The organism is Pseudomonas sp. R25(2017) (assembly GCF_002112565.1).
Classification (GTDB): Bacteria; Pseudomonadota; Gammaproteobacteria; order Pseudomonadales; family Pseudomonadaceae; genus Aquipseudomonas; species Aquipseudomonas ekonensis.
The window spans coordinates 32,287-52,871 of record NZ_NEHZ01000012.1 but is presented as its reverse complement, the minus strand read 5'-3'; the positions used below and the strand labels follow the sequence as shown (position 1 = coordinate 52,871).

The window sequence follows — 20,585 nt, the reverse complement described above, 5'->3', positions numbered from 1 at the left end:
CCCACAGGGTTAAATGTCGGGCCCGGGTTCCGTGTACGACCGGGATTCCTGTGGGAGCGGGCTTGCCCGCGATGAGGCCGGTACAGCCGACACCGCCGCCGCGATCAAACCCGCTCCCACAGGGTTAAATGTCGGGCCCGGGTTCTGTGTACGACCGGGATTCCTGTGGGAGCGGGCTTGCCCGCGATGAGGCCGGTACAGCCGACACCGCCATCGCGATCAGGCCCGCTCCCGCAGGCTCACTTGCCGGCGTTGACGGTCACGTTCTTGATCGCGCCCAGCTCCAGGTCCCATTTCTTCAGGATCGCGCCGTAGCTGCCGTCATCCACCATGCTCTGCAACGCGACTTTCACCGCCTCGCTCAGCTCAGGCTTCTTCTTGCTCACGCCAAGGCCGGTGAACTGAACGGAGATCGGCTGGCCGACGGTCTTGTACATGTCCTTTTCCTGGGTCTTGAGGTACGACAGGGTTTCGCTGCCCTGCATCGCCGCGTCGATCCGGCTCTGGCGCAGCTGGGCGCGGGCGTCGGCCGAGCCTTCGGTGCCGATCACCGTGATCGCAGGCTTGCCCGCCGCCTCGCAGTTGGCCTTGCTCCATTCGGCGATCTCCGACGGGAAGGTGGTGCGGCGGCTGGTGCCGACTTTCTTGCCGCACAGGTCGATGATCTCGTTGGTCGCGGCGTTCTTCTGCAAGGTGTAGAACTGCGGCCCGCTGGTGAAGTAGTCGACGAAGGTCACGCTGGCCTGGCGCTCGGCGGTGTCGGTCATGCCCGACAGCACCATGTCCACGCGGTCGGTGGTCAGGGCGTTGATCATCTGCTCGAAGCCGGTCTCCTGCCATTTGATCTTGACCCCCAGGCGCTCGGCCAGGGCGTTGCCCAGGTCGTAGTCCAGGCCGGTGAGCTGGTTGGTGGCCGGATCCTTGAAATCCATCGGCGGGTAGTTGGGCATGATCGCCACGACGATCTCGCCCTTGGCCTTGATGCTGGCCGGCAAGTCGGCGGCGGTGGCGAAACCGCAAGACATGAACGAAGCGAGTACTGCTGGAATGACGAAGTTCTTCATGGACGTTCTCTTATGAGTGTTGTGAAGGCCAAGGGGGCCTTAGGTTCGAACGGCAGAAATGAAGCTTTGGGTGCGCGGGTTTTGCGGGCTTATTAGTATTTCTTCGGGGCTTCCAGCCTCCACGATCTGGCCGCCGTCCATGAACACCATGCGGTTGGAAACCTCCCGGGCGAAGCCCAGTTCATGGGTGACGACGATCATGGTCATGCCGGTCTGCGCCAGGTCGCGCATCACCGACAGCACCTCACCGACCAGTTCCGGGTCGAGTGCCGAAGTGGGTTCATCGAACAGCATCAGCTTGGGCCGCATGGCCAGGGCGCGGGCGATCGCCACCCGTTGCTGCTGGCCGCCCGACAGTTCGATCGGGTAGCTGTTGCGCTTGTCGGCCAGGCCGACCCGGGCCAGCAGTTCCAGGGCCTCTTCGTGGGCCTCCTTGGGCGAACGCTTGAGCACCTGGCACGGGCCTTCGATGATGTTCTGCAGCACGGTCATGTGCGGAAACAGGTTGAAGCGCTGGAACACCATGCCGGTGGCCAGGCGCTGGCGGGCGATCTGGGTCTCAGTCAGCTCGTGCAGCTTGTGCCCGACGACGCGGTAGCCCACCAGTTCGCCGTCGACCCACAGGCCGCCCTTGTCGATCTTCTCCAGCTGGTTGACGCAGCGCAGCAGGGTGCTCTTGCCCGAGCCCGACGGGCCGATGATGCACAGCACTTCGCCTTGCTCGACCTCGATGTTGATGTCCTTGAGGGCGTGGTACTGGTCGTAATACTTGTTCAGGGCCACGGCCTTGACGATGCTTCTCATGTTCGATTCTCCTGCGCGGCTTACGAGCGCTTGCCGGCGCCGCGAGCGAAACGGCGCTCCAGGCGGCTTTGACCAAAGGACAGCACCGTGACGGTGGCCAGGTACCAGATGCCGGCGACGATCAGCAGCTCCATCACCCGGGCGTTGGCGTAGTAGATGTTCTGGGCGTTGTAGAGCAGTTCCGAGTACTGGATGACGCTGGCCAGCGAGGTCATCTTGACCATGCCGATGAATTCGTTGCCCACCGGCGGAATGATGATGCGCATGGCCTGGGGCAGGATGATCCGGCGCAGCGCCTGCAGGCGCGGCATGCCGATCGACTTGGCCGCCTCGTATTGCCCGGTGTCCACCGACAGCAGGCCGGCGCGCACCACTTCGGCGGTGTAGGCGCCCTGGTTGATGCTCAGGCCGAGCAGGGCGGCCACGAACGGCGTCATCAGGCTCACGGTGTCGAGCTCGAACAGGCCGGGAATGCCGACCGTGGGGAAGATCAGCGCCAGGTTGAACCACAGCAGCAGCTGCAGGATCAGCGGCGTGCCCCGGAACAGCCAGGTGTAGGTCAGCGCCACGTAGCGCAGGATCGGGTTGGCCGACATGCGCATGATCGCCGTGATCACCCCGAACACGATGCCCAGGGCCATGGCCAACACGGCCATGACGATGGTGTTGAACAGGCCCCACATGATCGCTTCGGAGGTGAGGAACTGGCCGATGTACGACCATTCGATCTTGCCTTCGGCGAAGGCCCGCACCAGGCCGATGAGTGCGATGACGATCACGGTGGCGAAGAAGATCCGCCCGTAGTAGCGCCGCGGCACATGTTGGTACTGGGTGATGTCGAACTGGTTCTCCGCCAGTTTGCGCTCCGCCTGGAGTCGTTCTGCCTGAGTCTGGCTCATGGTGTTTCTCCGAACTGTACTTTCAAATCCGACACCGGTCCTTGTGGGAGCTGGCTTGCCAGCGATTGCGGTGGGTCATCCGGCATCGATGTCGACGGTCTGGACGCTATCGCTGGCAAGCCAGCTCCCACAGGGGCCGCGGTCGTGTCTTAGAGGCGCAAGCCCCGGTAGTCTTCTGTCCACGCCTGCTGCGCAGCGAGGGCGGTCTTCAGTCGGCCGATCTGCTCGCGCACCTGCTGCGGCGCGGTGCCGCCCCAGCCGCTGCGGGCGGCGATGGCGGCTTCCAGGGTCAGGCTGTCGCGCACGTCGGCGGTCAGGCGCGGGTCGATTTCCGCCAGCAGGGCCGGCGAGGCTTCCCACAGCTCGATGCCGTGCTTCTCGCAGGCCTGCACCAGGGCACCGGTGATCTCGTGGGCTTCCTTGAACGGCACGCCGCGCACCGCCAGCCAATCGGCGACTTCAGTGGCGAGGGTGAAGCCCAACGGTGCCTGGCGCCGCAGTTCCTCGACGTTGACGGTCATGGTCGCGACCATCCCGGCCATGGCCGGCAGCACCAGCAGCAGGGTGTCGACGCTGTCGAGCACGCCGTTCTTGTCCTCGCTCAGGTCGCGGTTGTACGACAGCGGCAGGGACTTGAGGGTGGACAGCAGGCCGGTCAGGTTGCCGATCAGGCGCCCGGCCTTGCCCCGCGCCAGTTCGGCGATGTCCGGGTTTTTCTTTTGCGGCATGATCGAGCTGCCGGTGGCATAGGCGTCGTCCAGGTCGACCCAGCGGAACTGGCGCGACGACCACAGGCAGAACTCTTCGGCCAGGCGCGAGATGTTGATCCCCAGCATGCTGGCGATGAACAGGAATTCGGCGACGTGGTCGCGGCTGGCGACGGCGTCGATGGAGTTCTCGCAGACGCCGGCGTAGCCCATTTCCTTGGCCGACTGCTGTGGCTGGCGGGCGATGGCGGAGCCGGCCATGGCCGCGGCGCCCAAAGGCGACAGCGACGTGCGCGCATCCCAGTCCGCCAGCCGCTGCACGTCACGCAGCATCGCTTGGGCGTGGGCCAGCAGGTGATGGGCGAACACGATCGGTTGGGCCTGCTGCAGGTGGGTGAAGCCGGGGCAGATGCTCTCCACATGTTGCTCGGCCTGGTCCACCAGGGCCTGTTGCAGGGCCAGGACTTCCACGGCCAGGGTGCGCACGTGGTCACGCAGGAACAGACGCAGGTCGTTGGCGGTCTGGTCGTTGCGCGAACGGCCGGCGCGCAGCTTGCCGCCCAAGGCGCCGAGGCGTTCGGTCAGCAGGCGTTCGATGAAGGTGTGGACGTCTTCGTCGTCCAGGGTCGGGGCGATGCGCCCGGCGGCGAAGTCGGCGCCGATGGCGTCCAGGGCCTCGATCATCGTGCGGGTTTCCTGCCCGTCGAGCAGGCCGGCCCGCTGCAGTTCGCCGGCGTGGGCCTTGGAGCCCGCCAGGTCGTACGGGGTGAGGCGGAAATAGCGCTCGGGGCAACGGGACAGGGCCGCCAGGGCAGCGGACGGACCGCTTTTGAAACGGGCGCCCCAGAGACGGTCGGTGGCTTGTGACATGTGTTGTTTTCCTCGTCGGTAACGCGAACTGAAATCGGTGTGCACGGCCTGCCGTTCACGCTGAAAAAACAGCGGACGGAATCAGGCCGAAGCAGTCTTCAAGAGGGCAGTTGCAATGTCGCGAGAGCTGATCGAAGTGTCAGCTTTTAATGTTTTGCGATCAGTGAGTTGGCACTGATGTGCGGGATTTTTTGGCGGTTGCCAAGCCTTGTTTTCTGTGTTCATTATTATTGGTCGGCGATGTTTTTGTTGTTGGACACAGATTGTTGAACATTGCGCCAGAGGTAAATCAGCATTATGGAAACCCCACTTTCCAATTCCGGAAACCCGCCGGTGAAGACTGCCCACCGGGCGCCGCTGGCCCTCAGCGGACTGGACTTCAAACTGCTAAAGGTGTTCAAGGCCGTGGTCGAGGCCGGCGGCTTCAGTGCCGCCCAGAATGAGCTGAACGTGGGCCTTGCGGCCATCAGCAAGCAGATCTCCGACCTTGAGATCCGCATCGGCATGCGCCTGTGCACCCGCGGGCGCGAGGGGTTCCATCTGACCGAGGAAGGGCGTCTGGTGTATCAGGCGTCGATTGACCTGTTTGCCTCGGTCGACAACTTTCGGGATCGGCTTAGTTCTGCGCAGAATGAACTGATCGGCGACCTTGGTATTGGCGTTATCGACAATACGATCAGCGACGTTAATTCGCCGTTAGTTGCAGCGCTTAAACGCATGAATGAAGAATCGCCGAAAGTAAGGTTTCAACTTCAGGCGACCCAGCTAGATGAAGTCGAAAGAGGGGTGGTGGAAGGTCGCTTAGTTGCCGGAATCGTGCCGGTCTATCAACGGCGGGAAGAGTTTGATTATTACCCGTTGTACGAAGAACGCTCGGAAGTCTACTGCGCAGTCGGCCACCCGCTGTTCGACATGCCGGAGGCGCAGATGGGCAGTGACGTGCTGCTGGACCATGCCTGCATCAACCACCGCTACGCGATCCACCGGGACAAGCTCAACCATGCGCGCTACGACAGTTTTTCCGCGTCGGCGACCCAGGTCGAAGCCGTGGCGCTGCTGATCAAGACCGGGCGTTTCGTGGGTTTCCTGCCCCAGCACTACGCCGCCTCATGGGTGGCGGCCGGGCAGTTCCGAGCGGTGCGCCCGCAGGTGATCAACATCGTCACGCCGTTCAGCCTGATCCTGCGCCACAACACCGTGCGCAGCCCGTTGGTGAAGGCATTCGCCCACGCCTTGGGCGTCGATCTGAAGGCGTCGGCCTGATCTCAGCCCAGCGTCAGTGCCATTGCGCAACGGCGCTCACCGGGCAAACCGTGGGCGATTTCGTTGTTCAGAACTTCGCTCAGACGCGGGCCGGTTTGTTCCGGGCTCAACAATTCGAATCCCATTCGTTGATAGAACGGCGCATTCCACGGCACATCGCGAAAGGTGGTCAGCGTCACCGCGGCAAGTTGCTCGTGGCGTGCCTGTTCAATGGCCGCCGACAATAACTTGCGGCCGATGCCCAGACCCTGGAAGTCCTGCCCAACGGACAATTCTTCGATATGCAGTTGACGATCGGTTTGCACCGCCCGCAAGAAGCCTGAAAGTTGTCCGTCAATGCCTTGCGCCACCCACACCCGTGCCGTTCGAATGGCCTGCCGATGCTGTTCGGCGTCGGGCACCGGGGCGTCGGCCAGCCAGGCAAGGGAAGGGTCGAGGCGGAACAGCCGCGCCGCCGACCGCTCCAGGGCGGGCAGGGCGCTGGCGTCCGATTCACGGGCCGGGCGCACGCTGAATGTCATGGGAGAAGCCGCTCCAGTCGCAGGGAAAACCCGCAGGTTACGGCTTCAGCCACAGCAGCACATAGTCGTTTTTGTCGAAACGGCCGCTCAGCACCGGCGGCGCGTCACCCAACGGCGTGCCTTTCAAGGTCTGGTAGTCGCTGCGGTCCATCATCAGCCAGGCCGGTCCCTTGAGGGTTTCCAGCGCCTGGAGGGAATCGCTGAACTGCGGCTGCAGGTCCTTCTCGACGTTGACCATGAACTTGATCGCCTTGGCGTCCTTGCCCATGCCTTGCAGCACCAGCGGCGCAGGGTTCTGCTCCACCTGAGCGAGCACGGCCCGGCTGAAGGTGCGGGTGTCGTAGAGCTGACGCTCCACCGGTTCGAACACCAGCGCATACACCGCCCACAACGCCAGCACCGCGCTGAAGGCCAGCGTCTCGGCCCGCCAGCGCGGCCGCCACAGCCGCGACAACGCCGCCAGTTGCAGGACGCCCAACACGATCAGCACCGGAAGCAACCCCGTCAGATGCTCCGGAAATCTCTTCCGGGCAACCAGCAAAGCCACCATCAGCAACCCCGGCGTCACCAGCCACAAGCCTTGAATCACCCCGCGCAGCCAGGCGAACACCCGGCCATGGGCGACCTGGAACGGATACGCCGCAATGATCGCCGCCATCGGCAGCATCGGCAGCAGGTAACGGGCCTTCTTCGCCTGCGGGATCGACAGGCCGACCATCACGATCAAACCCGCCGCCGCGCAGTACTGCACCAAACGCAGGGCCGGCCCGCGTTGGCGGGGCTTGCTCAGCCACGCTGCCGCCAGGGCCAGCAATGCCAGCGGATAGGCCAGCGCGTAGTTGCCCAGCGAACTGGTGAAGTAGTAGAGCGAGCCGCTGACGCCTTCGCTGCCGTCCATGCGCCCCATGAACTGCATGCGGATCACGTCCTGGACGAACGCCGGGCCGCCGCTGACCTTGGCCAGCCACAACAGCAGGCCGACGCACGCCGCCAGCAGCACCGAGGCCAGCACGCCGAACAGCAGCAACCGCACCCATTGGCGTTCGAGCAAGTAATAGCTGCACAGCATGCCGGTCGGCACCACCAGGCCGATGGGCCCGCGGATGCCGAAACCGAGCAGCAGCAACGCAAAGACCAGCGGCCAGCGCCGGCCGGCGCCGAAATGGTCATGGGCGTAGCCGAGGTAAAACACCGCCAGCGCCACCGCCGCAAGCATCAGGTCCTGGGACACCGCCCGCACTTCGGTGACGAAGGTGACGGTCAGCATCAGCAGGGCGACGGCGGTCAGCGCCCAGCGAACCGAATGCACCGCCAGCAGCCGGTACATCAAGGTCACGGTCACCGCGCCCGCCACGGCGCTGGGCAACCACGCCGTCAGGCTGTTGACCGCGCCGAAGGGCAGGGACAGCAGCCAGACGAACAGCGTCGACAGCGCCGAGTAGTCGGCATACGGCTCGCCGTAAGTGGTGGGGAACACCGTCGGCCCGTGGCGCAGCATCTCCTGGGCGAACAGCACGAACCGCGAATCGAAACCGATGGGGGCCTGCCCGTACACCCCGGCGATGAACAGCAGCAACGCCAGCAGCCCCGCAACCAGGGACTGCCGGCGGACGGCAGGCGACAGCGCGGTCAAGCGACGTCCGAGGTGTGAGGCCACTGCTGCAGCGGAATCGGCAGCGTGCGCGATTCCCCCCGGCCCATCGGGAAGTAATGGAAGCCGTTGCGGGCCAGGCGTTCGGCGTCGTACAGGTTGCGGCCGTCGAAGATCACCGGATCCTTGAGGCGCTGCTTGATCAGGTCGAAGTCCGGCGCCTTGAACTGCTGCCATTCGGTGCAGATGATCAGCGCGTCGGAACCGGCCAGCACCGATTCGGGGGTGCCCATCAGCATCAGCTTCGACTCGTCCGGGTACAGGTGCTGGGTTTCCTGCATCGCTTCGGGGTCGAACGCCCGCACGTTGGCGCCGGCGGCCCACAGCGATTCGAGCAGCACGCGGCTCGGCGCGTCGCGCATGTCGTCGGTGTTGGGCTTGAACGCCAGGCCCCAGAGGGCGAAGGTCTTGCCGCGCAGTTCACCCTTGTAGAACGCGTTGATGCGTTCGAACAGCTTGTGCTTCTGCCGCTGGTTAATGGCTTCCACCGCTTGCAGCAGGTCGCTGGAGCAGTGGGCTTCCTCGGCGCTGTGGATCAGGGCGCGCATGTCTTTGGGGAAGCACGAGCCGCCGTAGCCGCAGCCGGGGTAGATGAAGTGGTAGCCGATGCGGGTGTCGGCGCCGATGCCCTGACGCACCGACTCGATGTCGGCCCCCAGGTGTTCGGCCAGTTCGGCGATCTGGTTGATGAAGCTGATCTTGGTCGCCAGCATGCAGTTGGCGGCGTACTTGGTCAGTTCGGCGCTGCGCAGGTCCATGAACATGATGCGATCGTGGTTGCGGTTGAACGGCGAGTACAGGTCGCGCATCACATCGCGCACCTCTTCGCGTTCGCAGCCGATGACGATCCGGTCCGGGCGGCGGCAATCGCTGACCGCCGAGCCTTCCTTGAGGAATTCGGGGTTGGACACGATATCGAACTGCAGCAGCTTGCCGGCCTTGACCAAGGCTTTTTCGATGTGCGTGCGCAGGGTGTCGCCGGTGCCCACCGGCACGGTGGATTTCTCCACCAGGATCAGCGGCTTCTCACGGTGGCGGGCCACCGCGTCGCCCACCGACAGCACGTAGCGCAGGTCGGCCGAGCCGTCCTCCTGGGATGGCGTGCCGACGGCGATGAACGCCACCTGGCCGTGCTGCACCGCGAGTTTTTCGTCGCTGGTGAATTGCAGCCGCTGACCGTCCAGGCCCTCGCGCACCAGGCTGGCCAGCCCCGGTTCGAAGATGCTCACGTGGCCTTGGCGCAACAGTTCGACTTTCTTCTCGTCGATGTCCATGCACACCACGTCGTGGCCGACCTCGGCCAGCACGGCCGCCTGCACCAGACCGACGTAACCGCTACCGAATACTGTGATTTTCATGGGGTACTCCTCAATTCAGGCGCACATGCCGGACGAGTGTTGATGGTGATGACGCCGAGCATGACCAAGGCCACGCCCAGGGATTTGGTAACGCTGAAGGATTCGTTGAACAGCGGCAGGCTGGCCGCCAGCAGGTAAACCAATGCGTAGCTGACGCTGAGCAGCGAGTACGCCCGCCCCAGCGGCACGTCGCGCAGAGCGGCGAGCCAGCAGAGCATCGACAGGGCGTAGGCCAGGATCGCGGCGGCCACCAACGCCAGCGCGGTCAGGTCGATGCCGCCGGCGCCAAGCGCCTCCAGCCATTGCTGGGGCTGCGGCAGGCGCACCATGCTCCAGCGCATGCCCAGTTGCGCGCCGCTGGCCAGCGCCACACTGCCCAGGGCGAAGGCGATTCCGCGTTTCTGGCTCATGACTGTTGCCCCAGCAGCGCCACGCCGCCGATCACCAGCAACACGCCGAACCAGTGGCGGCGGTCGATGGGCTCACGGAACACGAAGCGGGCGATCAGAGTGATGAAGACGAAGTTGAGGCTGAGCATCGGGTAGGCGATGCCCACATCCATGCGCTGCAACACCAGCAGCCACACCAGTAGGCCGGAACCCAGGGCGAACAGCGCCAGCCACAGCCAGGGCGAGCGCAGCTTGTCGACCCAGGACGAGTCGACGCCGCGCCAGCTCTCCACGGCGTATTTCTGCGCCACCTGGCCCAGGCACGTCAGCAGGCAAGCGGTCAACAGCAGCAACAGGCTCATGACGCCACCTTCGGCAGGATCATGATCACCAGGTTGCCCTGTTCGTAGCGGACGCCGTCCTTGGGCAAACGATCGATTTCGTCCAGTTCGTCCTGCCCCTTGACGCGCATCACCACGCCGACCGAACCGGTTCGGCGGGCTTCGCGCATCCACTGTTCGACCCGGAAAGAGTCGATCCGCCGCTCGATGCCCTCAGGATAGGCCAAGCCATATTTCAGTTCGCCTACGGTGTTGTACAACGCCACGTTCGGGCGCTGCAGGCGCCAGGCCAGCGCCGAGGCCGCACCGAGGTCGTTGCTCAGCAGGTGGGTGGTGCCGGCCAGTTCGTCCTGGTGATGCAGGATGAACTGGTCCGGAGTCTTGTTGGCCACCACCGACTTGGGCAGCGCCGCCGGCAGCAGCGCAATGAACAGCAGGCTGCCGAACGCCGGGGCCGCCCAGCACTGCAACGGGCGGAACGCCTGCAGCAGGTTGCTGATGATCCAGCCGGTCAGGCCGATGAACACCAGCACCAGGCTGTGCAGCTCGTGGTCGTACAGCGGCTTTTTCAGCTGCACGTACACCAGGGCGATGAGGGTGACGATCCCCAGCGCCATGTTCAGCAGCCCGTTGAACCCCAGGGCCCGGCCTTGCTCCAGGCGCAGCCGCTCGGCCAGCACATGGCCCAGCAACAGGGCCAGCGGCAGCAGGCACGGCAGGATGTAGGTCGGCAGCTTGCCGTTGCTCAGGCTGAAGAACAGCAGCGGCATCACCAGCCACAGGCCGAGGAACGCCATGGCCGGCTCGCGACGGGTCTGCCAGGCCTGACGCACCGCCGTCGGCCACAGCCCGGCCCACGGCAGGCTGAACGCCAGCAGCAACGGAATGTAGAACCACCAAGGCGCGTCGTGCTGGGCGTCATCGCCGGCGAAACGGCGGATGTGCTCGTGCCAGAAGAAGAACCGCCAGTAGTCCGGCTCCTGGGCGTGTACGGTCAGCACCCACGGCAGGCTCACAGCGATCGCCACGACGACGGCCACCGGCCCGAAGACCAGCAGCTCGCGCCAGCGTTTCTGCCAGAGCATCCACGGCAAGGCGATCAGCACCGGCAGCGCCCAGGCCAGAAAGCCCTTGGTCATGAACCCCATGCCGCAGGCCAGGCCCAGCACCGACCAGCCCGCCAGGCGTTGGCCGGTGGTGCGGCTGTCGAGGGCGAACCACAAGGCCACCAGGCTCAGGTTGACCCAGAATGTGAATTGCGGATCGAGGTTGGCGTACCCGGCCTGGCCGGCCACGACGGTGAAGCTCATGTAGAGCAGGGCGCAGGCGAAACTCTTGCGCGGATCGTTCCACAGCCGCCGGGCCACCAAAAAGCACAGCAACACGCTCAGGCCCGTGCTCAGGGCCGAGGCGAAACGCACGCCGAACAGGTTCTGCCCGAACAGCTCCTGCCCCAGGGCGATCATCCAGTAGCCGGCGATCGGCTTCTCGAAATAGCGCAGCCCCATGAAGTGCGGCGACACCCAGTTGCCGCTCAGCAGCATGTCCTGGCTGATCTGCGCGTAACGGGTCTCGTCGGGGATCCACAAGCCATGGCTGCCCAGCGGCAGCAGGTAGGCCAGCAGAAAGAGCAACAGCAGCAGCGGCAACGCCCAGCGCTTGCTCATGCCCCTTGCACTCCCAGCCAGCCTTCGCGGCCTTCCAGGGCACCCCGTTGCACACGGCCCAGGGGCAGTGTGTTCAAGAACTCGGGCAACAGGTCGCCCAGCGGTCGGAACGCGATGTCGCGCCGGCGCGCATCGGCCAGCAATTGTCGAAAATCAGGTGCCATCAGAATCCCTTCCACCTCGGCATGAATGGTGTAGACGTTGAGTTGCCGGTCGCGGAACCGGTCGAGGATGAAAGCGTTGAAGTCCTTGGCCGCCACCGTAGGGCCCACCACTTCGTCGAAGGTCGGCAGATCCACCGGAATCTGCGGGGTGCCTGCCGAGCCGTCGGCGAGCAGTGGCCGGAACACCTGCTGCCCGCGGCAATCGCTGTTGTAGCGAAAGCCGAAGGCCTGCTTGGCTTCGATCACCCGCTCATCCGCCCGCCAACCCGCAGCGGCGGAGCACTGGATCTTTTCGCCGACGATGTCGCCGAGGGTATCCACGCCGCGGCGGATCTGTTCGATCAGCTGCGCGTCGCTCCAGCGTCCGGCATTGGCCTGCCAGCCGTGGTGATCCCAGGCGTGCAGGCCGATTTCGTGGCCGGCGTCCCGGGCCTGGCGCATCAGGTGCCCGAGCTCGCGGCCGATCGGCTTGCCCGGCCAGGCGGTGCCGGCCAGCAGGATGTCCCAGCCGTACAGGCCGGCGGCGTTGGAGCGCAGCATCTTCCACAGGAACTGCGGGCGGATCAGGCGCCACAGGTGCCGGCCCATGTTGTCCGGGCCGACACTGAAGAAGAACGTCGCCTTGACCTGCGCCTCGTCGAGGATGTCCAGCAGGCGCGGCACGCCTTCACGGGTGCCGCGGAAGGTATCGACATCAATACGCAAGCCTGCCTGCATCAGCGCGCTTCTTCTTTAGGGCGCTGGGCGATTTCGAGCATCGCCTCGCGCAGGAAGAAGTCCAGGGTGTTGCCGATGGTCTCGCGCATCTCCACGGTCGGCGCCCAGTCCAGCAGGCGCTTGGCGTTGGCGATGCTCGGCTTGCGGTGCGACACGTCCTGGTAGCCGCCGCCGTAGAACGCCTTGCTTTCCACGTCGCGGAAACCGGCGAACGGCGGGAAGTTGTGGCGCAGCGGGTGGGCTTCGAACTGGCGCAGCAACTCTTCGCCCAACTGACGGATGCTGGCTTCGTTGTCCGGGTTGCCGATGTTGATGATCTGGCCGTTGCAGACGTCGTTGTCGTTGTCGATGATCCGCGCCAGGGCCTCGACGCCGTCGGCGATGTCGGTGAAGCAGCGTTTCTGCTCGCCGCCGTCGAACAGGCGGATCGGCGTGCCTTCCACCAGGTTGAGGATCAGCTGGGTGATGGCGCGGGAACTGCCGATGCGGGCCGAGTCCAGGCGGTCCAGGCGCGGGCCCATCCAGTTGAACGGACGGAACAGGGTGAAGTTCAGGCCTTTCTGGCCGTAGGCCCAGATCACACGATCCAGCAGCTGCTTGGACACCGAGTAGATCCAGCGCTGCTTGTTGATCGGTCCGACCACCAGGTTGGAGCTGTCTTCGTCGAAGTTCGGGTCCTGGCACATGCCGTAGACCTCCGAGGTCGACGGGAAGATCACGCGCTTGTTGTACTTGACGCAGAAGCGCACCAGCCGCAGGTTTTCCTCGAAGTCGAGCTCGAACACGCGCAGCGGGTTGCGGGTGTATTCGATCGGCGTGGCGATGGCCACCAGCGGCAGCACCACGTCGCACTTCTTGATGTGGTACTCGATCCACTCTGAGTGAATGCTGATGTCGCCTTCGACGAAGTGGAAGTGCGGATGGCTGCGCAGGCGTTCGATGGCGTCGGAACCGATGTCCAGGCCATAGACTTCGTAGCGGTCGTCACGCAGCAGGCGCTCGGACAAGTGGTTGCCGATGAAGCCGTTGACGCCGAGGATCAGCACACGGGTGCGGCGCGGGCCGCGGCCGGACTCGGCGCCGCGCAGCAGCGAGCCGTCCACCAGGCCCAGTTCGTCGGCCAGTTGCGGGCCGCGCAGGTACAGGCCGTTGTCGTTGCGCTGGCCGGCGTTGATCACCAGCGAGTCCTGGCCGCAGGCGATGCGCAGCGGATCGGTGCTGATCACCCGGCCCGGGGCCTGGCCTTCGTTGCCCTGGACGACGTCGGCGCTCCACACGATCAGCTTGTGCTCGCCCACGGCGCAGAACGCGCCCGGATACGGCCGGGTGACGGCGCGCACGAGGTTGAACAGTTCTTCGGCCGGCTTGTTCCACAGCAGCTTGCCGTCCGCCGGGGTGCGACGGCCGAACACGGTGGCCTTGGACTCGTCCTGCGGGGTTTCGGTGACTTTGCCTTGCAGCAGCGCCGGCAAGGTGTCGCGCAGCAGGTCGCCGGCGGCGGTGCGCAGCTTGGCGTGCAGGCTCAGGCCGGTGTCGCTGCGCTCGATGGCCACCCGTTGCTGGGCGACGATGGCACCGGCATCGGCGCGCTTGACCATGCGGTGAAGGGTGACGCCGGTCTCGGTCTCGCCGTTGACCAGCACCCAGTTGGCCGGTGCCCGGCCGCGGTAGCGCGGCAGCAGCGAGCCGTGCAGGTTGTAGGCGCCCTTGGAAGCGGTGGCCAGCAAGGCCTCGCTCAGCAGGTTGCGGTAGTAGAACGAGAAGATGTACTCGGGGTTGAGCTTGGCGATGCGCTCGACCCACAGCGGGTGGTTGGCGTCTTCCGGCGCGTGCACCGGGATGCCTTTGTCGGCGCACAGCTGCGCGACCGACGCGTAGAAGGCGTTTTCCTTCGGATCGTCGGCGTGGGTGAACACCGCCGCGATGTCGAAACCACTGTCGAGCAGGGCTTGAATGCCGGCGCAGCCGATATCGTGATAGGCGAAGACAACAGTTTTTGCGCTCATTGGAAAACCTGATCAGAAGTGGAGTTTTGATGTTGGGCAGTGGAGAGACCGTCGACGGTGACGGCAGGCGCCGGCGCGGCCGGGTGGCTGCGCAGCACCTTCTCGATGAAGAAACGCGGGCGGGCGCGCACGTCGCTGTACATGCGGCCCAGGTATTCACCCAGAAGCCCCATGCCGATGAACTGGCCGCCGGTGAACACGAACAAGACCGCGAACAGCACGAACAGGCCGTCGCCACCCCAGCCGGCGCCGAGCGCCAGGCGCAGCACGATCAGCGCGAAGGCGAACAGCAGGCCCAGGCCCGCCATCGTGAAGCCGACGATGCTCAGCAGGCGCAGCGGTGTGGTGGTCATGCAGGTGATCAAGTCGAACATCAGGTTGATCAGGCGCATCGGGCTGTACTTCGAGTCGCCGTGCTCACGCTCGGCGTGGGCCACGACGATCTCAGTGGTGTGGCGGGCGAAGCTGTTGGCCAGGATCGGAATGAACGTGCTGCGCTCGCGGCAGGCCAGCATCGCGTCGATGATCGTGCGGCGGTAGGCGCGCAGCATGCAGCCGTAGTCGCTCATGGCCACGCCGGTGGAGCGTTGCACGGCGAGGTTGATCAGCTTCGACGGCCAGCGGCGCAGGGCCGAGTCCTGGCGGTTGTTGCGCACGGTGCCGACCACGTCGTAGCCGCGCTCGGCTTCGGCCACCAGCCGCGGGATCTCTTCCGGTGGGTTCTGCAGGTCGGCGTCGAGGGTGATGACCACGTCGCCCTTGCACTGCTCGAAACCGGCCATGATCGCCGCGTGCTGGCCGTAGTTGCGGTTGAGGATCACCGCCACGAACGGGCTGTCCGGGGCCTGGGCCGCGTCTTCGAGCAATTGCGCGGAGCGGTCGCGGCTGCCGTCGTCCACCAGCACGATTTCGTATTCGTGCTTGAGCTGGGCGCAAGCGGCGGCGGTGCGGCGCAGCAGCTCCGGCAGGCTTTCCTCTTCGTTGTAGACCGGGATGACGATCGACACACAATGGATTGGGTAAGGTCTCACGGGCGTTTTTCCAGTACGTGTTCAATGGCCCCGACGACGCGGTCAAGATCCTGGCCGGTCATGTCGGGGAACAACGGAATCGAGCACAGCCGCGCCGAGTTCCATTCGGTGTGGGGCAGGTACAGATCGGGGTCACGCTGGCGGTACCAGGTGTGCAGGTGGGTGGCGATGAAATGGATGCCGGTGCCGATGCCAAGGTCCTGCAGGCCTTTCATGAAGGCCTCGCGGTCCAGGCCGCAGCGTTCGCTGTCGATGCGCAGGATGAACAGGTGCCAGGCGTGCTGCTGCGCGTAGGTCGGCAGCGACAGCGGCTGCACCGGCAGGCCTTCGAGGCGCTGCAGGTACTGGGTGGCGAGTTCGGTGCGGCGGGCGTTGATCGCGTCCAGGCGCTCCAGCTGCACCAGGGCGATGGCGGCGTTGATGTCGGCCAGGTTGTACTTGAAGCCCGGTTCCATCACCTGGGCCTGAGGCTTGCGGCCGTGGGTGAGGCGGTCGTAGGCATCCACGCCCAGGCCGTGGAACTTGAGCATGCGCACGCGGTTGGCCAGGGCTTCGTCGTCGGTGACGAACATCGCGCCTTCGGCGCAGGTCATGTTCTTGATCGCATGGAACGAGAAGATCGCGGTGCCGGTGGAACCGACGTGGCGGCCCTTGTAGCGGGTGCCGGCGGCGTGGGCGGCGTCTTCGATCACCGCGATGCCGTGCTTGTCGGCCAGGGCGTAGAGCGGATCCAGGTCGAACGCGGCGCCGGCGTAGTGCACCGGAATGATGGCTTTGGTGCGCGGGGTGATGGCGGCTTCGATGCGGGCGGCGTCGGTCATCAGGGTGTCGCGGTCGACATCGACGAACACCGGCGTGGCGCCGAGCAGCGAGATCATGTTGGCGGTGGAGACCCAGGTCTGCGACGGAGTGATCACTTCATCGCCGGGGCCGATGCCCAGGGCCAGCAGGGTGATGTGCATGCCGCCGGTGGCCGACGACAGCGCCACCGCGTGGCGGCAGCCGACGTATTGCGCGAATTGCTCTTCGAGTGCCTGGTTCTTCGGGCCGGTGGTGATCCAGCCTGAACGCAGGACCTGTTCCACGGCTGCTATTTCCTCCTCGCCGATACTCGGGCGGGAGAAGGGGAGAAACGCCTGACTCATGAGCACCTCGCTGCGAATAAAAATGACTGATCTGTTTCCTATTGGATCCAATCCCAGCGTAGACGCAAAAAAACTCTTCGCATCAAGGAGTTGCCAAAACAACATGACGTCGGGGTTTGGTTGACTTTTCAGGCGTTGCCCGGCAGGTTGGTCGGTGCCGGCTGAGGATCAATCGAACTTAAGGTTATGCTCGATTTTGTGAAAGGAATATGAAAAACCGGTCGGCGAATCGTTTATCTCAAAGTCATACAGCCAGTGTTCAGACTTCTACCGTTTATCGCGTTTTTTTGTCGAAAAGTCCTACGGAAAAACGCTATTTAGATCAGTCTCATTACAGTTGTTAGTTGCAGTACTGAACCGTTTTTATTCAAGGCCTATCGTTTGATCGACTTACCCGCTGCACCTTCGAAAGATTCCGCAACCAGCCCGATGTCCCTGTATCTGGCGCGTCTGGCGCCCTCCAGCCAACTCACCATGCGTTATGTGCTGCAAGACGCCGCCGACCGTCTGGGGTTTGAAGACGTCAACGTCGAAGACATTCCCTGGCACGCGCTGCAACCGGAAGATGTTGTTGCGCTGGTCGCCGCATTGCGCGCCGACAACTACGCGCCGAACACTTCTTCGCTGTATGTGAATGCCGTTCGCGGCGTCATGAACGAAGCCTGGCGCATGAGCCTGATCAGTCATGAACATCTGTTGAAGATGCGTTCGGTCAAAGGCATCGCCGGCACACGGCTGTCCCAGGGGCGCAATCTGAAACGCACCCTGATCCACGAACTGATGGAAGTCTGCGCCGCCGACCCGCGTCCGCAGGGGCTGCGCGACGCGGCGATCATCGCCTTGCTGTACGGCACCGGCATGCGCAAGTCGGAGTCGGTGGACCTGGATCTGCACCAGGTGGACTTCGGCGAGCGCAGCCTGTGCGTCACCGGCAAGGGCAACAAGCAACTGATCAAGTACGCGCCGGCCTGGGCATTCGCCAAGCTCGACGCCTGGCTCGAACTGCGCCGTTCTCAGCTCAAGGAAGGCGAGCGCGACGATGCGTTCCTGTTCAACCGCATCCGACGCGGCAGCCACATCACCCGCGAGCGCATCACCAAGCACGCGATCTACTACATCGCCCGCCAGCGCGGCACCCAGGTCGGGGTGAAGATCATGCCCCACGATTTCCGCCGCTCGTTCATCACCCGGGTGATCGAGGAGCACGACCTGTCGATCGCGCAGAAGCTGGCCCACCACAGCAACATCCAGACCACCGCCAACTACGACGTGCGCGACGACAACGAGCGACGGCGGGCCGTGGACCGCTTCGATCTCTGATCACGCTCGACCTCCGGTCACTGCGCGTCGAAGACGTGGGCCGCCCCCAGCACCGACAGTTGCACGGCGCTGCCGGCTGACGGCGCGTGCATGCCCGTGCTGCGCACCAGCAATGAGCGCCCGCTGTCCATGGCCGCCGGCGGGCGCAGCTCCACGGTCAGGGTGCAGGTGTTGCCGCCGAAGTCCCGCTCGGTGACCACGGCGTTGCAGCCCTGCGCATCGACCGTGTCAGACAGCAGCAGCTGTTCGGGGCGCAGCATGATCTGCGCATCGCCGCAGAAGCCGTTGCTGTTGACCGGCACCCGGCCCAGGTCGCAATCGGCCCAACCGGCCTCGATCCGCGCGGGCATCACCACCGCCTCGCCGAGAAAACGGGCGGTCTGCTCGTCGTCCGGGTAGCGGTAAAGATCCATCGGGTGACCGGACTGCACCAGACGTCCGCCGCGCATGACCGCCAACTGATCGGCGAACGACAGCGCCTCGCTCTGATCGTGGGTGACCAGGATGGTGGTCACGCCGGTCGCTTCCAACAGGCGCGCGACCATCTTGCGCATGGCGCCGCGCAGGCCGGTGTCGAGGGCGGAAAACGGTTCGTCCAGTAGCATCAGCCGCGGTTGCTGGGCCAGCGCCCGGGCCAGCGACACCCGCTGCTGCTGGCCGCCGGACAGCTCATGGGGCCAGCGCGTGGCCATGCCCGCGTCGAGCGCGACGCTGTCCATCAGTTCGGCGATCCGTTCGGAACGGGCGGTGCCGGTCTCCGCCAGGCCGAAGCCGATGTTGGCGGCCACTGTCATGTGCGGGAACAGCGCGCCGTCCTGCGGCACATAGCCGATCTGGCGCTGGTAGGCGGGCACGGCATGGGTGCTGTCCGCCAGCGTCTGGCCGTTGAGCGTGAGGCTGCCGGCGTCGGGGAATTCGAAGCCGGCGATCATGCGCAGCAACGTGGTCTTGCCCGAGCCGGACGGGCCGACGATCACCGTGCGGCTGCCGGCGGGCACCGACAGGCTGACGTCGTCCAGCGCCGTCTGTGCGCCGAAGGTCTTGCAAAGGGATTTGAGTTCGAGAGCGTTCATCGACCGGCACTGCGCCTGGATTGGTGGTAGAGGATGGCCGTCAGCGGCAGCGACAGGATCACCATCAGCAGCGCGTAGGGCGCAGCGGCGGCGTAGTCGATTTCGCTGGTCATGGCCCAGAAACCGGTGGCCAGGGTGCGCGTGCCGTTGGGCGCGAGCAGCAAGGTGGCGGTGAGTTCGTTGGTGATCGCCAGGAACACCAGCGCCGCGCCCGCCGCCGCACCGGGCGCCGCCAGGCGCAGGGTGATCAGCCACAAGGCCCGCAGCGGCGAACGCCCCAGGCTCTGGGCGATGTTCTCCAGCTCCACCGGCGCTTGGGCGAAACCGGCGCGCAGGCTGACCAGCGCCCGGGGCAGGAACATCAGCAGGTACGCCAGCAGCACGGTGAGGGTGGTCTGGTAGATCGGCCGGGCGAAATGGATCGTCACGGTGACCAGGGCCAGGGCCACGACGATCCCCGGCAATGCGCTGGTGATGTAGTTGCAGCCTTCGAGCAGGCGCTGCAGCTTGCCGGGGGCACGGATCGACAGCCAGGCGATGGGGATCGCCGCGAGGCTGGTCAGCAGCGCGCCGGTGACGCCGAACGACAGGGTCTGGAGCAGGGCCGGCAGCAGCTCGTCGCCTTGCCAGACCTCGGCGCCGCCGGCGATCAGCCAGCGGCCGAGCGTGAGCAGCGGCACGCCCAGGGCCAGCAGGCACGTCACCGTTTGCAGGATCAGGCCCAAGGCGGCCGTGGCCGGGCGCAGGCGCACGGTGCGCTGCTCGCGGGCGCTGCCGGAGCCGACCCGCGCATAGCGAGCCTGGCCCCGGGCGGCGGACTCGGCGGTGAGCATCGCCAGGCAGCACAGCGCCAACACCCCGGCCAGCATGTTGGCGGCCGGGCCGTTGAAGGTGGACTTGAACTGGTCGAAGATCGCCGTGGTGAACGTGTCGAAGCGGATCATCGCGTACAGGCCGTATTCGGCCAGCAGATGCAGGCCCACCAGTAGCGCGCCGCCGCAGATGGCCAGGCGCAGTTGCGGCAGCACCACCCGGAAGAACACCGCCCGGGGCTTCAGGCCCAGGGACTCGGCCACGTCTTCGATGGCCGGATCCAGGCGCCGCAGCGTCGCGGCGATCGGCAAATAGAGGAACGGGAAATAGGCGATCACGGACACCAGCACACCGGCCGGCAACCCGTGGATCGACGGCACCAGGCTGACCCAGGCGTAACTGTGCACGAAGGCCGGCACCGCCAGCGGCGCGACCGCCAGCAGCGACCAGATCCGCCGGCCCGGCAGGTCCGTGCGCTCGGTGAGCCAGGCCAGCGCCGTACCGAGCACGATGCACACGGGCAAGGTGATCAGCACCAGCAGCACGGTGTTGACCAGAAGCTCGGCCACGCGCGGGCGGAACACCAGCGCTTCGATGGTCGCCCAGCCGGTGTACCACGACACGCCGATCACAAACCCGATCGGCAGCAGCGACAACAGCGACACCGCCACGGCCAGCACGACCACCCACGAGCTCCCGCGCCCATTGAAGGCCCGGGACTGACGCGACAGGTTGACGGAAGGCGCCGCAGCGACTCCCGCCGGCAGAGATTCATGCATCAA

18 protein-coding genes are annotated in these 20,585 nt (G+C 65.2%); 2 read left to right on the top strand and 16 right to left on the bottom strand.

The genetic code is table 11. From position 1 onward, the window contains the following. Positions 1 to 239 precede the first annotated feature (239 nt). From CAG31_RS16690 to argH, 4 genes are all read right to left on the bottom strand, one after another. The gene (locus CAG31_RS16690; RefSeq protein ID WP_085583054.1) at positions 240 to 1,064 is read right to left on the bottom strand and encodes an ABC transporter substrate-binding protein; all 825 of its coding nucleotides are present in this window, start codon (positions 1,062 to 1,064) and stop codon (positions 240 to 242) included. Between the two features lie 39 nt (positions 1,065 to 1,103). Then, the gene (locus CAG31_RS16685; RefSeq protein WP_085583052.1) at positions 1,104 to 1,868 is read right to left on the bottom strand and encodes an amino acid ABC transporter ATP-binding protein; all 765 of its coding nucleotides are present in this window, start codon (positions 1,866 to 1,868) and stop codon (positions 1,104 to 1,106) included. 20 nt (positions 1,869 to 1,888) lie between these two features. Further along, positions 1,889 to 2,767, bottom strand: a complete 879-nt coding sequence (locus tag CAG31_RS16680; protein ID WP_085583049.1) for an amino acid ABC transporter permease — start codon at positions 2,765 to 2,767, stop codon at positions 1,889 to 1,891. Between the two features lie 149 nt (positions 2,768 to 2,916). Next, positions 2,917 to 4,344: an argininosuccinate lyase gene (argH, locus tag CAG31_RS16675; RefSeq protein WP_085583047.1), complete on the bottom strand. Its 1,428-nt coding sequence runs from the start codon at positions 4,342 to 4,344 to the stop codon at positions 2,917 to 2,919. A gap of 297 nt (positions 4,345 to 4,641) precedes the next feature. On the opposite strand from argH, the gene CAG31_RS16670 reads away from it, so the two are divergent. Continuing rightward, positions 4,642 to 5,607 (top strand): LysR family transcriptional regulator, encoded by a 966-nt coding sequence (locus CAG31_RS16670; RefSeq protein ID WP_085583045.1) that lies wholly within the window; start codon positions 4,642 to 4,644, stop codon positions 5,605 to 5,607. Positions 5,608 to 5,609: 2 nt separating this feature from the next. Here the strand turns inward: CAG31_RS16670 and CAG31_RS16665 are convergent, their stop codons facing one another. The 10 genes from CAG31_RS16665 to arnB are packed head-to-tail and all read right to left on the bottom strand — an operon-like array spanning position 5,610 to position 16,597. Further along, complete coding sequence (locus CAG31_RS16665) at positions 5,610 to 6,128, bottom strand: GNAT family N-acetyltransferase (RefSeq protein ID WP_085583043.1); 519 nt, start codon at positions 6,126 to 6,128, stop codon at positions 5,610 to 5,612. A 37-nt stretch (positions 6,129 to 6,165) separates the two neighbouring features. Then, a complete protein-coding gene (locus CAG31_RS16660) occupies positions 6,166 to 7,761 on the bottom strand; it encodes a glycosyltransferase family 39 protein (RefSeq protein WP_139831370.1) in 1,596 nt (531 codons plus the stop codon). Beyond that, on the bottom strand, positions 7,758 to 9,137 hold the full coding sequence (locus CAG31_RS16655) for a UDP-glucose/GDP-mannose dehydrogenase family protein (protein ID WP_085583039.1): 1,380 nt from the start codon (positions 9,135 to 9,137) through the stop codon (positions 7,758 to 7,760). Before CAG31_RS16655 ends, CAG31_RS16660 begins: the two co-directional genes overlap by 4 nt. Continuing rightward, positions 9,134 to 9,547 (bottom strand): 4-amino-4-deoxy-L-arabinose-phosphoundecaprenol flippase subunit ArnF, encoded by a 414-nt coding sequence (arnF, locus tag CAG31_RS16650; RefSeq protein WP_085583037.1) that lies wholly within the window; start codon positions 9,545 to 9,547, stop codon positions 9,134 to 9,136. The genes CAG31_RS16655 and arnF overlap by 4 nt, the downstream gene beginning before the upstream one ends. Further along, positions 9,544 to 9,888 carry a 4-amino-4-deoxy-L-arabinose-phosphoundecaprenol flippase subunit ArnE gene (gene arnE / locus CAG31_RS16645; protein ID WP_085583035.1) on the bottom strand — a complete coding sequence of 115 codons (345 nt, stop codon included), beginning with the start codon at positions 9,886 to 9,888 and terminating at the stop codon, positions 9,544 to 9,546. The genes arnF and arnE overlap by 4 nt, the downstream gene beginning before the upstream one ends. Beyond that, positions 9,885 to 11,534 carry a lipid IV(A) 4-amino-4-deoxy-L-arabinosyltransferase gene (gene arnT, locus CAG31_RS16640; RefSeq protein WP_085583033.1) on the bottom strand — a complete coding sequence of 550 codons (1,650 nt, stop codon included), beginning with the start codon at positions 11,532 to 11,534 and terminating at the stop codon, positions 9,885 to 9,887. Before arnT ends, arnE begins: the two co-directional genes overlap by 4 nt. Then, on the bottom strand, positions 11,531 to 12,415 hold the full coding sequence (gene arnD / locus CAG31_RS16635) for a 4-deoxy-4-formamido-L-arabinose-phosphoundecaprenol deformylase (protein WP_085583031.1): 885 nt from the start codon (positions 12,413 to 12,415) through the stop codon (positions 11,531 to 11,533). Before arnD ends, arnT begins: the two co-directional genes overlap by 4 nt. After that, complete coding sequence (gene arnA, locus CAG31_RS16630) at positions 12,415 to 14,421, bottom strand: bifunctional UDP-4-amino-4-deoxy-L-arabinose formyltransferase/UDP-glucuronic acid oxidase ArnA (RefSeq protein WP_085583029.1); 2,007 nt, start codon at positions 14,419 to 14,421, stop codon at positions 12,415 to 12,417. Before arnA ends, arnD begins: the two co-directional genes overlap by 1 nt. Beyond that, positions 14,418 to 15,452, bottom strand: a complete 1,035-nt coding sequence (gene arnC, locus CAG31_RS16625) for an undecaprenyl-phosphate 4-deoxy-4-formamido-L-arabinose transferase (protein ID WP_085583027.1) — start codon at positions 15,450 to 15,452, stop codon at positions 14,418 to 14,420. The genes arnA and arnC overlap by 4 nt, the downstream gene beginning before the upstream one ends. Then, positions 15,449 to 16,597 (bottom strand): UDP-4-amino-4-deoxy-L-arabinose aminotransferase, encoded by a 1,149-nt coding sequence (arnB, locus tag CAG31_RS16620; protein WP_085583025.1) that lies wholly within the window; start codon positions 16,595 to 16,597, stop codon positions 15,449 to 15,451. Before arnB ends, arnC begins: the two co-directional genes overlap by 4 nt. Before the next feature lie 429 nt (positions 16,598 to 17,026). On the opposite strand from arnB, the gene xerC reads away from it, so the two are divergent. Continuing rightward, complete coding sequence (gene xerC / locus CAG31_RS16615) at positions 17,027 to 17,917, top strand: tyrosine recombinase XerC (protein ID WP_085583023.1); 891 nt, start codon at positions 17,027 to 17,029, stop codon at positions 17,915 to 17,917. Between the two features lie 17 nt (positions 17,918 to 17,934). On the opposite strand, the gene CAG31_RS16610 is transcribed toward xerC, so the two are convergent. Both CAG31_RS16610 and CAG31_RS16605 read right to left on the bottom strand, forming a co-directional pair. After that, positions 17,935 to 18,990: an ABC transporter ATP-binding protein gene (locus CAG31_RS16610; protein ID WP_085583021.1), complete on the bottom strand. Its 1,056-nt coding sequence runs from the start codon at positions 18,988 to 18,990 to the stop codon at positions 17,935 to 17,937. Then, the gene (locus tag CAG31_RS16605) at positions 18,987 to 20,582 is read right to left on the bottom strand and encodes an iron ABC transporter permease (protein ID WP_085583287.1); all 1,596 of its coding nucleotides are present in this window, start codon (positions 20,580 to 20,582) and stop codon (positions 18,987 to 18,989) included. The genes CAG31_RS16610 and CAG31_RS16605 overlap by 4 nt, the downstream gene beginning before the upstream one ends. Positions 20,583 to 20,585 lie beyond the last annotated feature (3 nt).